Consider the following 15,243-nt stretch of genomic DNA (forward strand, 5'->3'; position numbering starts at 1 on the left):
TTGAAGATTATGGAGAATAGGGAAATAACATTAGCTGATATCTTTCTTGACATCTTGTCAGAATCACAAGATAAAGGTGCAAAACTAATGGCAGAGCGAATAAAAGCAGCTATTAAATCGCCAGAGATATTGGAGCTGGTAAATATATGTGTTATAAATGCATTGGGATATAAATCAAAAATTAGCAGCAAAACCGTAGATAATGCAATTGATAGTATTGTCAGTTTTGTACACTCTGAAATTGATAGTAGTAATTTATCGGATAATGATAAAGAGAAAGAAAAGAATTCATACAAACACTTTGCAAAAAGTCTCGGTAAAATATTAAAAGAGAATTTACAGGTGGCGCAACAGCTAATATAAAAGAAGTAATTATGGACATCTATAATTGGGGATAATATTATTCAAGCAGTGGAATATTGGTAAGTAATCGGAGGACAGATTCGTATTCGTTGAGGCAAATCCATGCGCAAGACATCATATATCAGAATTATAGCACCATTAATAGGCAATACATGTAATGCATTGGAATGAGATTATCAGAACCCTCATGGCCAGTCCGAAGTCATACCACAGTTCCTTATGAAGGTCTACCTTGAAAGAGGCCTTCTTTTCCGCCCTAAAAGGTGATTTGTACCACACGCTGTTTCTACGCTGTATTACCGGTTCATATCCGAATCCGGCTAAAAAATCAACAAGTCTGATGTTCTTTGCTTCCTGTATGTTCATAACATCTCATTTTCATGGATTTGGGCAAAGAACCGCTTTTTCTTTGAAACATGAAAAGCAATGGCATCAGATGTCATCAGAAATCATCAGATGGCACAGGGCTTCTTCTATAGATATGAAAAACGGATACTGGTAGTATTATACGGTGTTTTTGCGAATTAACCGTAGAATATTACCTGTTATTCGGAAAATAATCGTATTTTTGTAGTGTGAAAAGAACTTCTAAGGTGGATTATATGAATGATATAGTTAATAAAGTTGCGTCTCTCGGAGGGACTATATCCACAACGGATATATCTCACCTGTCGGAATATAAACAGGTGTTGCGAGCTAAAGAACGTGGCGATTTGATAAGATTGCGTCATGGGGTATATGCTGCTCCCGAGGCATTGCTAAACACGATGATAGATGTGGAGAGGATAATACCGAATGGTGTTGTATGCCTATACAATGCCTGGACATATCATCAACTGTCTACGACAGTCCCGCCTGCTTTTTGCATAGCCATTGCCAATAAAAGGAAAGTAGTGCTTCCACACGCCCTGCCTATAGAACTTTATTATTGGAAAAAAGAGAACTTGGAGTTTGGGATTATGGATGCGGATATATCGGGATATAAAGTTCATATTACTGATATGGAACGAAGTGTTTGTGATGCGGTGAAGTATCGGAACAAGATTGGTCTGGACGTTTGCGCGGAAGTAATACGTACTTATCTGAAAAAGCCGAACCGTAATCTCGCCCGTTTGCAGGATTACGCCAAGCGCCTAAGAGTGTTTAACACGTTGAAAAACTACCTCGAAATCGCAATAGAATAAGATAATGGGAAGGAAAAACTATGGAAAGTCTGTAAAGACACGCTTGCTCAACCTCATGAATGAGACAGGCTATAAATACATGGTATCTTCTGGCAAGATACTTCAACGAGAGACTGCTTTACAGGGCTTCTGTAAGCCGGTACAAGGACAAATTCTTGTTGAAAGGCGGTTCTTTGCTTTATGCCATGAATGGACTTGAGGCTCGTCCTACGGTTGATGTGGGTTTATGGCGGACAGGATCAGTCGTGGCAGGGATTTCCTGGCTCGTGTATTCCAAGAAATCCTGGGTATCGTATGCCATGAAGATGGGGTATCTTTTGACGCAGGAAGTATCAAAATAGAACCGATTACAGTCGAAAAGAAATATTTTGGTACAAGATTCTATTTTACTGTCCATATGGATACCATAGCTTATAATATGTCTGTAGATATTGGCTTTGGCGATGTCGTCATTCCACATCCAACAACTATAGACTTTCCTCTGCTTTTACCGGATATCCCTTCTGTGAATATACAGGCATATTCTTTAGAAACCGTTATTGCCGAGAAGTTCCATACGATGATAGATCGTGATGTCCTCAACAGTCGCATGAAAGATTTCTTTGACTGTTATCAGCTCCTGACGAAGAGAAATTTGAATGACGACGCTTTGTATGACGCTATCGAAGCGACGTTCGACAATCGAAGACTTGCATACAACCCCGATTTGCAACTGTTTACGGATAGTTTTGCTACAGACGGGGCACGCATAAGCCGTTGGAAGGCTTTTCTTAGAAAAATTCAATGGAAAGAGGCACTTGATTTCGATACTGTGATGAAGGCAATAAGAGACAGGCTACAGCCTATGGCTGAAAGATATTGGATAAAACTCTCAAAATAGAATTGAGTAAGATTAAGACAGGCTCTTAGCCATCTTTTAGGAACATTATCAGGTTTGAGCAAAAAATATTTCATAAAAATCCCTATTGACATTTGCGGAAATCGAACTTTTTATCTACCTTTACGTTGTCAAAGAGATGATGATTGTAAAGACAATTACGAAAAGCGATGAATTTAGTGTAGTGCTAATTCAATGGCTTTCATAAAAGACAAAGTAGTAAATGTGCAGTCAATCAGGGATTTAGAATAAACCGAAATAAAAGGTTCGATTCCTGGTGGCACCACCAAAGTAAGTTTTTCACTTTAAAGCAGTTACAGTAAAATGTAACTGCTTTTTTTATGCTTTAAGCCCTCGTTTACAGGGCAGTAGACAAATAGTAGAGATGAAGACTTACCCGATAATTATGGGGAAAGGTTGTCCAAGGATCCTTGTCCGGTTTCAAAAAGCTGTATTTTTCCCTACCATAGTATCTGGAATCTTGATACAAGTTCTGCCGGATCCTGCACCAAGTTCTGTGAAATCTTGTGCCAAGTTCTGCTTCACGCTCTCACTATTTCAGTCAAAAGATTCAATATTTACTTTCAGAAATAGTGAAAAAAAATATAGAAAAAGACCTAACATCCAAAGTCTTTATGACTTTGAGCAACCTATAAAACACGACAAGGTATAAAAAGACACAATACAAACATTGCATATTGTACTATCAGAAACCTATTTGAGACATCGCCCAAAGTTCATTGACAGAAACACTCTTTTCATAACTAAAATGCGCATAATTCAGCATGATACGCGTTTTCGGCGTTATATAATAAGCGCCTCCCACTGTATAAATCATTTCTGAATCAGAAACTGCCGTATCAGCTTCATAGCGTTCCAATTTTGCCACAACCGCCAATCGGGAGGGAATGGCAAACCAATATCCTAAAGCATAAAAAACTCTGCGGTTGATACTACCATCTTTTCCCCACAAATATTCCCCCCCTGCAAGTCAACCGATGGGTCTGATAACAGGTACTCAGCGCCATGCGGTTACGTTTCATATTTGTATTATAAATGGTTTCTTCCCCCGTTTCATCATTTACCACCGTATAATCATCATTCAATTTTCCGATATAGGCAGACGCACCCATCTTCAATCCTTTGACAGGCTGCACAGTGAACCATGCGGCAAAATCCTTTGCATCATTATGATCTTTCATGCTGAGTCCGGAACCATTGTATACACCTGCCCGATATTCCAGAAAATAATCGTCGACAGAGGTCTTGAACAACTCACCACCCACCTGCAAACCCATATCACGGCCACCCTGGTTCCCACATACATCTCCACTGAAACCTGCCAGACGCTCAATGACACGACTGAAGTTTACCGTTTCATAAACCGAAGGTGACATCTGGTTCTCTAATGTAAAACAGGTCTTCATCCGACCTATCTTGACCTGAAAAAAAGAATACGGTTTGTAACAAGCATAGAGTTCCAGCAGCTGTGAAGTAAACAGTTCATACTGAACCATCCACGACAGTTTATCCGTGATATCTCCCGAAAGGATCAGCATCCCCAGCCTTCCAAAAAACTGATTGTCCGCCTGCCTCACATCCAAGTCTTTCCAGTCCGTATAGCTATAACCGAACTGACCGTAGGCAGTCAGCTTCACATGTTTACTCAAAAAGCCGTTCACTTGCCCCAATACGGATGAATCTTCCTTTTTCTCTTGTGAATACCCCTGAGGTAAAACCAAGAACAACATCCAAATAACAAATAATAAGCGTGTGTTTTTCATGATCTATTTCTCATTACCAATGTATAACTACGTTCTAAAAGCTAACAAGCCGCCAAGCTATTCAAAAAGTTTAATTATCACTTATTATCCGTACACTTTATCCATATTTCCACTTATCTTTTATACAAGATGAATATTCACTCATTTTTATCCATCCGAAGAGTCATAAAAAGGCCGGTTGCCCCATTACATGAAGCAACCAGCCCTCCATTATCCTGTCACCAAGTTAATTATCAGAACTTATAAGCTGCTTTACGCAATTCTTTCACTGAACCGAATGGTTTATTGGGCTTCAGGTAACGCCCCATGAACTTATAAATGTCCAGACGAATCTTGCTTGACTCATAAGTATCTAACCGATCAAAACTATGCGCACCGGGAGCACGCTCAAATATCTTATATTCAAATTTTTTGCCTTCTGCTTTCAAGGCACGGATCATTGATTCCACCTCGACTACATTCACATCATCATCACTGGTATTAGTATAGATAAGTAACGGGTCTTTCAACTTCTCCGCATGCCACACAGGAGAGCGCCGTTTGTATTCCGCAATATTGTCCTTGGCAGTCTGCCCGATATGATTCTTGGCCGAGAAGATTTTGCGATAACTGTCGCTGGCATACCCCATACGCATGATTACATCCGAAACCGGAACGCCTGCAAAACCACATTTATATTGTCCCGGATAATTGAAAAGGTTCATCAGTGTAATCATACCACCATGACTCCATCCCATGATACCCACACGACTACTATCCACAATATCGAAATTATCCACCATATAGTTACGGCTGATGTACACGTCTTCGTTTTCCAATCCACCATAATCTATATTATTGTATGTTCCCGCTCCGTATCCGGTGCTTCCCCGGTAGTCCGCTGCCACCACGATGTATTCCTGCGCTATCAGCTCACGGATGATATGGGCATAATAGGTGTCCATATCGGCATGTACCCCACTGTGAGGAAATACGATCAACGGATATTTCTTGTTTTCCTTCACACTTTTGGGAATAAAAATGTATGCTCTGAATTTAAGTTCGTTACCGGCACTCATCGAAGTGGGATTGGACTCCTTCCAACGCGGTGGTCCACATAATATCACCTTATCTACATGGGCAATATCACCCACTTTCTCGTACCACAGGACATCATCAATCTTTTTCATTAACTGGTCAAACTGATGAACAGACAACTGCGCCCGTACTATTCCCGGCATAGTCCATAAGCAACACACAAATACCACAAATATTACTATTCTGTTTTTCATACGTATATATTTAAATAATGATTAATAGCATGTCAATTCTTGGGATATCCCGGATTCTGTTCCATCTCAGGACTAAAGATAAACTGGTCTTCAGGTATCGGCAGCACACACTTGTAAAAATCCCAATCCACCTCTTCGTCCACACTGGGAAGATGATATCCTCCTTTACGGACAATAGTCTTGCCATTGCGCAGCAAATCAAAGAAACGATGTCCTTCACCTACCAGCTCCTTACTTCGCTCATCCAACACACGGTCCAAGGTATAGTCAGCCATTGTCACTTCGTTATCGGGATTGCCCCGCTTCACAATCTCATTCAAATAACCAAGTCCCTGAACCGCAGCATCACCGCCCAACTTGCAACCAGCCTCAGCGGCAATAAGGTACACCTCGGACAGACGAAGTACCACATTGTTACATTCCAGCGGTGCAGTCTTCAGGTCCGTCCCTCTCAGTTTGTACAACCACCATACCGTTTTCCCCGCATATTTATTCTCCTCCAGCAAATGCCCGCGCACATCTCCGGGATCAGCCAGCATTTGCTCCGCATATTTCTGAGTGACAAACCCCTTCTGATAGCCATACCAATTCAATAAATATCCCCATGAATCCCGTCCTGGAGTATCATCCACACTATTGGCTATCTCAAAAAACGATTCTGAACCAAACTTGGCTTCTACCGACCAGGCAGCCACATACTTCTCATGCGGATAAAGTGCATAACTTCCCGATGTATCCGCATCCTTAATCAGTTGGTCCGCCAAATCAAATGCTTTCCGGTTATCGTCATGATACAAGTAGATACGAGCCAGCAATGCACGAGCCGCATACTTATTCATACGTCCGTTATTTTTCTCTTCGGACATCAATGTAACCGCCTCTTCCAACGTTTCTATAATAAAATCATAAGCCTGAGCAACAGTAGAACGGGGAGGATTCTCATAGGTTCCCACCAAATGGTCTATCAACGGAGCACCCAGTGACGCACCTTTATCTTTTGTATAAGGATAGCCAAAGCAACGAGTCAGATCAAACTGGCAAAGCGCAATCACCGCCATCGTCTCGCCTTTCAAAGCATTCAACTTCTTTTCATCCCCGCTTTCAATTTTTCCTTCGGCAATAGCATTCAGAATATTCCATGCCTCACGAAGAATATAAAAAGGTCGTCCCCACAATGAACCGGCATTCAAACTATTAGGACGATGATTGAACATATAGCATGTATTGCATACCCCACTTTCCTCAGAACTCTGCATATCATCTCCTTTCATGTCTCCATAGGCAAACATAGCAGCCCCGTAATATCCGGAGCCCGACATCAGATCATACAATCCGTTCACCGCATTATCCACATCGGTTACTGTACGGAAAGCCATCGTAGTAGGAATTTTATTGCTGGGAGCTGTATCGAAGAAATCACTACAACCGGCAACGAGCAGTGAAACGAATCCTAAAATAAAAAGTATTTTCTTCATAATGGTTCTGTTTTTTAGTGTAATTGATGATTAAAATTTAAGTTCCAGTCCGAAAGCATAAGTTTTCAACGGAGGCGTGTAGAATCCTACCACCCCACTCATTTCAGGATCATATTGGTCGTATGCAGCCCATGTCAACAAATTCGTACCCGAGAAATAAATACGGGCATTCCCTATTCCTAATTTCTGCAACCATGCTTTAGGAGCATTCAATCCCAATATCAGACTTTTCAGACGAATATGATCCGTAGAATGGATGGCACGTGAAGAATTATAGTTACCCCCCTTTTTATTCCCATATACAAAACGGGGAACATCCGTTATATCACCCGGTTTCTGCCAACGGCGGCGTTGCTCGGTACTTTTATTGCTTATCACTGAATAACCATCATCTTGCAGAATGTAGGATGCATTATCATACGAATAACCACCGAAACTATAAGATAGATTGAATGACAGGTCAATGAATTTATAATTAAAGGTATTCATAAAACCTCCCGATATAGTAGGCGTAATATCTTTCAACGGAATAGGACTTGCCTGCCCCGGATCGGTCACTTTATTTTTTGTATAATTGCCATTCTCATCCTGTTGGTTATCATAATACAAGGCACTTCCGGTCTCAGGATCCACCCCCGCATACTCACGCAGATAAATAGTATTAAATGGATAACCTTCCTTACGTACATACCTGCCATCCACAAACCAAGGCAGATCTGCCAGTTTCAGAATCTTATTTTTATTATGGCTCAAATTGAAGGCGGTAGTCCAGCTGAAATCTTTCGTCTTGATGTTATTGGAACGAACTTCAAGTTCCACACCGGTATTCCGCATCTGCCCCACATTGGTCAGCAGAGAAGAAAATCCGCTGATGGAATTCAATTGCTTGCTCATCAACAGGTCTTTCGTTGTACGCGTGTACCAATCCAAAGAAACATTCACACGACTGAACAAGCCGATATCCAGTCCCAAATTCAGTGCATAATTCTTCTCCCAGGTGAGTTCCTCATTCCCCAATGTACTTTCCCACGGAGAAGGTTTCCCACTATAAAACGCCCCCGTGGTATAAGTACTCTGATAACCATAATATGAAGAAGGGAGATTTCCATTCACCCCATAGGAAGCACGAAGTTTTAAATCACTTAATACTGATTTCAACGGCTGCATGAACCTTTCCTGAGAAAGTCTCCATGAAGCGGACAAAGACCAGAAATTACCCCAACGAGTATCGGGAGACAAGCGGGATGAGCCATCCCTGCGAAAACTGAAACTGGCATAATATTTATCATCATAAGAATAGTTCACACTGGCCACATAGGACATTAATGCATCTTCCTGCAATTTCTGGTCAGCATCTATCGGATCGGCCGCATTTCCTAAAGAAGTGTTTATATCCTGCCCGTAAGTTTTCTTTGCAGCATACAAATCCTCATAATCATACTTCATCACCTCGAAAGCCGTGACCGCACTGACAGAATGCTTGCCGAAAGTTTTGGAGTAAGTTAAATTGTTCTGTGAAGTATAACGTATACGGTCAGTCATCTGCATACGTCCCCGTCCTTGATAAGTTGCTCCATCACGTCCATCCGGAGACTGAAAGAAAAAGTCCTTTGTCAACGAATAATCTACCGTAAACACACTGGATACCTTCAAGTTATCCCAAACATTATAAGCTATTTTAGCCGTACCCATAGCACGTACCGTCCGAGCGTAATAATCATTCACCTCAGCCTCCAATATCGGATTATACCCATTGTTTTCACGATACCCGCTGGCATAGGTCCCATCCTCATTGTAAATGGGAGTAGAAGGCGTCAGATTCACTTTTGATGCATAAATGGCACTTCCATAAAATTTACCTTCGGGTAAATGAACGTTCTTTGTCCACGAAAAAGAAGCGTTCATTCCAAATTCCACCTTTTTATACTTGTTACTTGCATCCACACGCCCCGTAAAGCGCTCCATTTCTGAATTCAGGGAAACACCCGTCTGTTTAGTATATCCCAAAGAACCGATAAAACTGGAATTTTGGTTGCCAGCACTGGCAGACAGGTTATAATCCTGTTGATAACCTGTCTTAAATAAAGCACTCTCCCAGTCCGAATATCCTTGAGGCAAGCGTTTGGCATACTGGTCTATATTCGCATCCGCATACTGCTGTGCCTCTTGTTCGCTTACTCCCTTATCCAGTTGAAAATTAACCAATCCTTCATGAATTAATTCCCTTCTTTCCTCGCCTCCCATTAACGGACGATATGTATAAGCGAAATCTGTGATTCCGTATTTCGCCGCCATATTGACACGAAGCTTGCCTTCCTTTCCTTTTTTGGTAGTGATAAGCACGACTCCATTAGCACCTTTCGCACCATACAATGAAGCAGATGCCGCATCTTTCAAAACGGTGATACTCTCAATATCCGCCGGATTCAGCGTTTCAATGAATCCCATTCCTCCCGCTTCGGACATACTGGTAAAGTTACTCAAGTCATAAGATGGAATAGGTACTCCGTCCAATACATACAAAGGTTCGGTAGAAGCATTCATGGAAGCAACTCCCCGTACCCGTAAAGTTGTTTTCGCACCGGGCTGCGAAGAAGTACCGGCAACCACACTGATGCCCGGTATATTCGATTCAATCATCTGCCCCACGGAGACAACAGGTAAAGCCTCCAGCTTTTCTGTAGTCAGAACAGAAGCTGATCCAGTATAAGTTGCCTTCTTGAAATCTCCATATCCGGTAACGACCACTTCGTCCAACGTATTGGTATCCTCTTTCAATATAATATGAAAATCCCCTTTCCCTTTTGTCGGAATATCTTGTGCCAAATATCCTATATAGCTCACAACCAACGAAGCAGATTCGTCCACTTCCAACGTAAACTTCCCATTAAAGTCGGTGATAACCCCATTGGTACTTCTGCCTTTTTCCACAACATTAGCACCAATCAGAGGTTCTCCCATTACATCTTTCACCACTCCCGTCACTCTTTTCTTTCTAGAACCGGGTTGCGAGACAGCTTTCTTCTCAATAAAATAGATTTTGTTATTCCTGATTTCAAAAGTAAGATTAATTCCTGAAAGAAGTCTTGTCAATGCCTCCTTCAGTGTGACATCTTTGAGTTGCATGGTTACCTTACGATTCACATCGACCAACTGGTCACTGAAAACCAAGCTCATACCGGTCTGGCTTTTAATAGATGCCAGAACTTTTTCCACCCTCTCATTCTTAAAATCTAAAGAGACTTTTTGCGACTGTGCTGAAACAGTAAAGCCAAATAAAAGGACTCCCAACAGCAGTAATGTCTTCATTTTGGTTCTTGCTTTCATTTTCATCAATAGTATTAGTTTGAAACAAAAGAATTTCTTATATAGGCTAACACATCATCCAGAAAAAGGTATGAGTCCTTTTTTTCGTTTTCTCAAAAAAAATAGATGCAAGTGTATTCACTCACATCTATTCCACATTTACCTTTATAGTTCCCATTATTTGGTGCCTACTTCAAACAGACCGTCTTCCACCTCCGTAAAACAGATATTAGAAACAGTTTCCAAATCATAGAGTACATCCGACGCGTTTACTTTTCCTGTTGACAAAGTAAACCTGTTCTTCAGTACCGTAGAATCTTTCACAATAAAATGAACGTCATAATGCCTTTCCATCACCTTTATAATCTCATTAAGCGGAGTCAGATAAAAATTAAGGCTGTTGGAACGCCATGCCGAAATCTGCTCCATATTATCCGGGCGGGAAATCAGGCATTTCCCCGACTGACGATTATATTCCGCACTCTCCCCCGGAACAAGCCTGTACTCTTTCTCATTATGATCCCTGAAAAGAATTCCTCCTTCATCCAAAGTTACCCAAATATTGGGTTCGGCAGCATATGCTTTTACATTAAATCTGGTCCCGATCACTCTCACTTCCACCCCTTGCAAATCCACCTTAAAGGGACGGTTTTCATCTCTGGCAACATTAAAATACCCTTCTCCCCAAAGCTCCACCGTACGATTGAACAATCCAAATTGCTTGGGATACCTCAAACGGGAATCCGAGTTCAAGTGTACAATACTGCCATCCTGCAAAATTACCCGCATCTGTTCACCATAAGGAACACTTATTTCAGCATATTCCGTTTCAGAGAAAATCCCCGTCCGGTTCACCAAAAATAACAAAGAAACGCTTAAGAGAACAAATGGTAACAATACAGCCGCCACCCACATCCACTTACGGCCGACCGATCTCCTTCCACGCTCACGTTTTATCTCACTCATAAACCGCTGTTTCATCTTCATGCCGGAAATAGAAGGAAGTCTAACATCTTCCGGCATCTCTTCTGCAAGCTCTTCCATCTCACGGTCCAATCGCCCAGACAAATACTTACGCCCTTCTTCCGTAACGAACCAACCGGCAACTTTCCGAGCTTCTCCAGGAGCAGCTTTGTTGTCAAGTACTTTATCTATCACCGATTCATCTATCTTCATAATCTATTTTTTTCGTATATTTATAATAACACCCTACTCCGATAAAAGTATGAGTGCATTTCAGTCTATTAAATAAATCCATATTACAGGAAACCACATAATCAAAGATTCAATCGCATTACGAAGCGCCTTTATAGCCTGTGTGTAATGAGATTTCACTGTAGGAACAGTTATGCCCATCCTGTCGGCAATCTCTTGATTGGATAACCCATATTCTATTTTCAGCAAGCAGATTTTTTGTTTCTGAGGAGGAAGTTTGTCAATGGCAACCCGCAAGGATTTTCTGAGTTCACCATGTTCAAACCGGGTTAAAAAAGCATCTTCGTCCTCATCATTCACCTGTTGGGCCATTTCATACAACTTCTCAAATACCAGATTGCGATGCCTCAATTCATTCAGTATATAATTCTTCAAGATAGTAAATAACAAACTGCGAATACCCGACTCAAAACTAAAAGTTTCCCTCTGCTCCCACAATTTCATAAAAAGATACTGAACTGCGTCCTCCGCCTCTTCTTCCGATTTCAAAAAACGATAGGCTATGGTGTACAATAACCGATGGTAACGGTCAAAGACAGCAGCAAAGGCATACTCTTTACCACGGCGAAGATCGTCATATAACTTTTGGTCAAAATCCGGATATTGATTCATAATAAATGCTTTTCCCAAGTTTTCTTAAAAGACCAACTTATTACAAAGATAGTACAAATGTGGGTATCTCTTGTTAGATTTCTCAAAAAAAACGGTTCGTTTTGTTTTTGATTTTTAAAATATCTTACACAAGAAGACAAATATCACACATAAAGACATCAATTCAACATCTATAAACAAAGTATATACAAAGAATATCATTACCATGATGGAACGCAATCATGACCGGCCTTTGATTTCGTCGAAAGAAACAAACCCATCTCATATGCTTTGGTTTCCGTCCTATTTACGAGGAATTCTTTATCGGTACGGCTACATTCGTTAATCATCGTCCAATAACGGTAAAAAGCGGACTACCATGATCCAGAGTTAAAACTTCAGTATTTTCCTTTTTCATTTTATTTATGGACATGAAGATACGACAGACTGTTCAAGAAAAAGTTGATTATTGTAGATGTGCGCAGGTTAATGTAATTCAGAAGGTCAGATCTGTCTTCTGAGTAAAAAATATTCTGGTACGGAAGGGAAATTGGATGTGAAGGAGCCTATATATAAATATATACCTCCCCCAAGATATAAAACCCGCCCCCTGCAACAGCCCTGCTTGAACAAACTTGTTAGTCCCCTGTTCCAACCTCCGGAGGCTATGAATGTTTTTTCTTAACAAGTAACAGTCCGCTCTGATATAGAACCTAAACCCGAAAGATTATATATCTTACAAGTGTAACATATATAACGATGACACCTGAAGATCTATCATGTGTCACGGCATCTTCTATGATTCATAATCAAACCGATCAAATATCATTCATCTATAGAAAAGAAAATTGCCTTCATCATTCATAAAAACAAATAATGAAGGCAATACACTAAATTATATACAATCAATCCCTAATCATTCAGCTACTACTTCAATTACACGACTGTTGAGTTGCTGTGTAGTAAATAGATTCAATCCTACATTCATCAAGAATTCTCCAGAGAAAACCTCACCATTGCCTGATAAAGAAGAATTGGCTCCGGGCATCAAGTTGATTTCTTTCACACGATACATTTTGTCTGCATCAAGCCCCTGCAAACGCACCGGCAATATTTTTTCCGCATAACGGGGATGAATATCGAAAGCAAATACAACTGCTTTATCCTTATCTTTGCCCACATACATAGTAGAGGTATGATTACTGCCATAAGGAGATACCAAACGGTACATATCGCCTTCCAGAACGACCGGTTTCAAACGGTTATAATTCTGTACAGCAGTACGGCAATAAGTTTCATCATCCTTACTCATATCCGCTAATTTTATATCAAAACCGAGTTTGCACATCATAGCCACATCCGTACGGAATTTCACACTGCTATTCTTATTCCATGTGGTAACATGAGCGCACATTGTCTTGGCTGGAAACACCTGTGAAAATCCCCACTGAATAAATAAACGTTCAATAGGATCGGTATTATCACTAGGCCAGAATTCTGTAAAATAGCTCAAAGCCTCATAATCCGAACGCCCACCGCCACCGGAACAAAGCATCATCGGCAGATCAGGATATTTTGCTTTCACACGTTCCAATACATTATACAAGCCACGCACATAATCAATATATAAATGTGACTGCTTGTCTTTCAAATAAACAGAGTAAATATTTGTAATAGGGCTATTGCAATCCCATTTGAAGAAAGCGATATCAGGATATTTTGTCATCAAATTGTCCACAACTCCGAACACATAATCCTGTACTTTCGGATTACTCAAATCCAGAACCAACTGGTTACGGAAATAATACTCGTCACGGTTCGGAAGATGAATCACCCAGTCTTTATGCTTTTCATACAACTCACTCTTAGGATTCACCATTTCCGGTTCAATCCAGATACCGAACTTTATACCTTTTTTCTTGGCGGCTTCCGTCAGATAACCAATGCCATGAGGAAGCTTGTCAGCCGTTTCATCCCAGTCACCTAACCCTTGATGATCACCACTGCGCGGATACTTGTTGGCAAACCAACCATCATCCAACAAAAACATATCCACACCCAGTTCTACTGCATCATCCATCAACTTCACCAATTTCGCTTCATCAAAATCAAAATAGGTGGCTTCCCAATTATTCAACAAAGTCATACGAGTCTGGTTCCCATCCTTTACCTGATACTTACGGGCCCAATCATGGAAATTACGACTAGCCTGTCCTTTACCTTTAAAACTGTAAGTAAAATAAAAATCGGGAGTACGGAAGATTTCATTCGGTTTCAGACTATATTCCGAAGCATACGGATTAATACCCGAAATAACACGCAGTTCGTTCTTATTATCTACTTCGAATACAAAACTGAAATTACCTGTCCATCCTAATGTTCCGACCAACACTTCACCTTGGTTCTCTTCTGATTTTCCATCCAATGCAAGTTGGAAGAAAGGAGAGCAGAACATATTGGCACGTGCTCCCAATTTAGTATCAATCGTTTTCTTGCCAAATTCCAAAGGCTGTTCCTTCACATGCGCCTCACTGGCCCAGTCTCCCGAGAATTCAGTCAGGAAATAGTTGGCACGATTCAAGTGCAACATGGAAGACGCGTACTTATGAAGCTGCACAGGTTTCTTTTCCCGATGACTGATTTCAGTGAAAGTCTTTATTAGATTTTCTTTCTGGTAAGCCACATAATGAAGTTTTACAGTTACAGGATATTTATCATCCTGCATAGTAATCACTACTTCATCTACCCCCGGCGACACTTGATTCCGAGTATGAGATACATATTTTAACAAAGTAGAAGGATTGCCGTCATTATGCACTATATGAATAGCCGGTTCAAAATAATCTTCCATGCCATGAGTAAGATATGCTTCGCTGCCCTGCGGCAAGTGGGCAATATCTGTAGCATGATTCAACCTCTTTCCCAAATAACTTTGATATAGACGTCCATTATCACCAACCCGGTAAATAAGGTCTACATTTTCTGTACTAATTTTAATTACTGGCTTATCCGCCGCCTTTAACATAAATGATATGCATAAAAAACATATCAAGAAGAGCAATCTTTCTTTCATGGTATTATTCATCGATTAAAATTATAGTGCAAAAATAGAGAGAGAAGCTCAAAAATCCCTACTCAAATGCGCCATAAAATAAGAATTTTGACGCTTATACCCTC

At 40.7% G+C, this 15,243-nt stretch carries 12 protein-coding genes and 1 pseudogene; 4 read left to right on the top strand and 9 right to left on the bottom strand.

Annotated elements, in window-relative coordinates:
• The first annotated feature begins 9 nt into the window (after positions 1 to 9).
• Positions 10 to 363, top strand: coding sequence for a hypothetical protein (locus BVU_RS03685; RefSeq protein ID WP_005828814.1), 354 nt, complete (start codon positions 10 to 12; stop codon positions 361 to 363).
• A gap of 192 nt (positions 364 to 555) precedes the next feature.
• Here the strand turns inward: BVU_RS03685 and BVU_RS03690 are convergent.
• Positions 556 to 729 (bottom strand): annotated as a pseudogene (locus BVU_RS03690) (DNA primase); the annotation flags it as partial.
• A 236-nt stretch (positions 730 to 965) separates the two neighbouring features.
• Between BVU_RS03690 and BVU_RS03695 the strand changes: the two are divergent.
• Genes BVU_RS03695 through BVU_RS03700 form a run of 3 tightly spaced genes read left to right on the top strand, consistent with a single transcriptional unit; the run spans position 966 to position 2,427 of the window.
• Positions 966 to 1,547, top strand: coding sequence for a type IV toxin-antitoxin system AbiEi family antitoxin domain-containing protein (locus BVU_RS03695; protein WP_005828819.1), 582 nt, complete (start codon positions 966 to 968; stop codon positions 1,545 to 1,547).
• A 59-nt stretch (positions 1,548 to 1,606) separates the two neighbouring features.
• Complete coding sequence (locus BVU_RS22655) at positions 1,607 to 1,888, top strand: nucleotidyl transferase AbiEii/AbiGii toxin family protein (RefSeq protein WP_250802612.1); 282 nt, start codon at positions 1,607 to 1,609, stop codon at positions 1,886 to 1,888.
• Entirely contained in the window at positions 1,774 to 2,427 is a 654-nt protein-coding gene (locus BVU_RS03700; RefSeq protein ID WP_007219022.1) for a nucleotidyl transferase AbiEii/AbiGii toxin family protein, read from the top strand. The genes BVU_RS22655 and BVU_RS03700 overlap by 115 nt, the downstream gene beginning before the upstream one ends.
• A 703-nt stretch (positions 2,428 to 3,130) precedes the next feature.
• Here the strand turns inward: BVU_RS03700 and BVU_RS03705 are convergent.
• From BVU_RS03705 to BVU_RS03740, 8 genes are all read right to left on the bottom strand, one after another.
• Complete coding sequence (locus BVU_RS03705; protein WP_041174402.1) at positions 3,131 to 3,397, bottom strand: hypothetical protein; 267 nt, start codon at positions 3,395 to 3,397, stop codon at positions 3,131 to 3,133.
• A complete protein-coding gene (locus BVU_RS03710) occupies positions 3,378 to 4,208 on the bottom strand; it encodes a porin (protein ID WP_011964873.1) in 831 nt (276 codons plus the stop codon). The genes BVU_RS03705 and BVU_RS03710 overlap by 20 nt, the downstream gene beginning before the upstream one ends.
• Before the next feature lie 233 nt (positions 4,209 to 4,441).
• Positions 4,442 to 5,479, bottom strand: coding sequence for an alpha/beta hydrolase family protein (locus BVU_RS03715; protein ID WP_011964874.1), 1,038 nt, complete (start codon positions 5,477 to 5,479; stop codon positions 4,442 to 4,444).
• Between the two features lie 32 nt (positions 5,480 to 5,511).
• A complete protein-coding gene (locus BVU_RS03720; RefSeq protein WP_011964875.1) occupies positions 5,512 to 6,954 on the bottom strand; it encodes a RagB/SusD family nutrient uptake outer membrane protein in 1,443 nt (480 codons plus the stop codon).
• A 30-nt stretch (positions 6,955 to 6,984) separates the two neighbouring features.
• Positions 6,985 to 10,281: a TonB-dependent receptor gene (locus tag BVU_RS03725; protein ID WP_005850680.1), complete on the bottom strand. Its 3,297-nt coding sequence runs from the start codon at positions 10,279 to 10,281 to the stop codon at positions 6,985 to 6,987.
• A gap of 156 nt (positions 10,282 to 10,437) precedes the next feature.
• Complete coding sequence (locus tag BVU_RS03730) at positions 10,438 to 11,436, bottom strand: FecR family protein (RefSeq protein WP_011964877.1); 999 nt, start codon at positions 11,434 to 11,436, stop codon at positions 10,438 to 10,440.
• Positions 11,437 to 11,496: 60 nt separating this feature from the next.
• Positions 11,497 to 12,087 carry an RNA polymerase sigma-70 factor gene (locus BVU_RS03735; RefSeq protein WP_005850675.1) on the bottom strand — a complete coding sequence of 197 codons (591 nt, stop codon included), beginning with the start codon at positions 12,085 to 12,087 and terminating at the stop codon, positions 11,497 to 11,499.
• 895 nt (positions 12,088 to 12,982) lie between these two features.
• Positions 12,983 to 15,139, bottom strand: coding sequence for an alpha-galactosidase (locus tag BVU_RS03740; protein WP_041174512.1), 2,157 nt, complete (start codon positions 15,137 to 15,139; stop codon positions 12,983 to 12,985).
• Positions 15,140 to 15,243 lie beyond the last annotated feature (104 nt).

Origin of the sequence: Phocaeicola vulgatus ATCC 8482 (assembly GCF_000012825.1) — a bacterium.
Lineage (GTDB): Bacteria > Bacteroidota > Bacteroidia > Bacteroidales > Bacteroidaceae > Phocaeicola > Phocaeicola vulgatus.

What these genes read in the sequence shown, in the direction of transcription:
- BVU_RS03685 (WP_005828814.1), top strand. Translation starts at nt 10, where the DNA reads ATGGAGAATAGGGAAATAACATTAGCTGATATCTTTCTTGACATCTTG.
- BVU_RS03695 (WP_005828819.1), top strand. Translation starts at nt 966, where the DNA reads ATGAATGATATAGTTAATAAAGTTGCGTCTCTCGGAGGGACTATATCC.
- BVU_RS22655 (WP_250802612.1), top strand. Translation starts at nt 1,607, where the DNA reads ATGAGACAGGCTATAAATACATGGTATCTTCTGGCAAGATACTTCAAC.
- BVU_RS03700 (WP_007219022.1), top strand. Translation starts at nt 1,774, where the DNA reads ATGGCGGACAGGATCAGTCGTGGCAGGGATTTCCTGGCTCGTGTATTC.
- BVU_RS03710 (WP_011964873.1), bottom strand. Translation starts at nt 4,208, where the DNA reads ATGAAAAACACACGCTTATTATTTGTTATTTGGATGTTGTTCTTGGTT.
- BVU_RS03715 (WP_011964874.1), bottom strand. Translation starts at nt 5,479, where the DNA reads ATGAAAAACAGAATAGTAATATTTGTGGTATTTGTGTGTTGCTTATGG.
- BVU_RS03720 (WP_011964875.1), bottom strand. Translation starts at nt 6,954, where the DNA reads ATGAAGAAAATACTTTTTATTTTAGGATTCGTTTCACTGCTCGTTGCC.
- BVU_RS03725 (WP_005850680.1), bottom strand. Translation starts at nt 10,281, where the DNA reads ATGAAAGCAAGAACCAAAATGAAGACATTACTGCTGTTGGGAGTCCTT.
- BVU_RS03730 (WP_011964877.1), bottom strand. Translation starts at nt 11,436, where the DNA reads ATGAAGATAGATGAATCGGTGATAGATAAAGTACTTGACAACAAAGCT.
- BVU_RS03735 (WP_005850675.1), bottom strand. Translation starts at nt 12,087, where the DNA reads ATGAATCAATATCCGGATTTTGACCAAAAGTTATATGACGATCTTCGC.
- BVU_RS03740 (WP_041174512.1), bottom strand. Translation starts at nt 15,139, where the DNA reads ATGAAAGAAAGATTGCTCTTCTTGATATGTTTTTTATGCATATCATTT.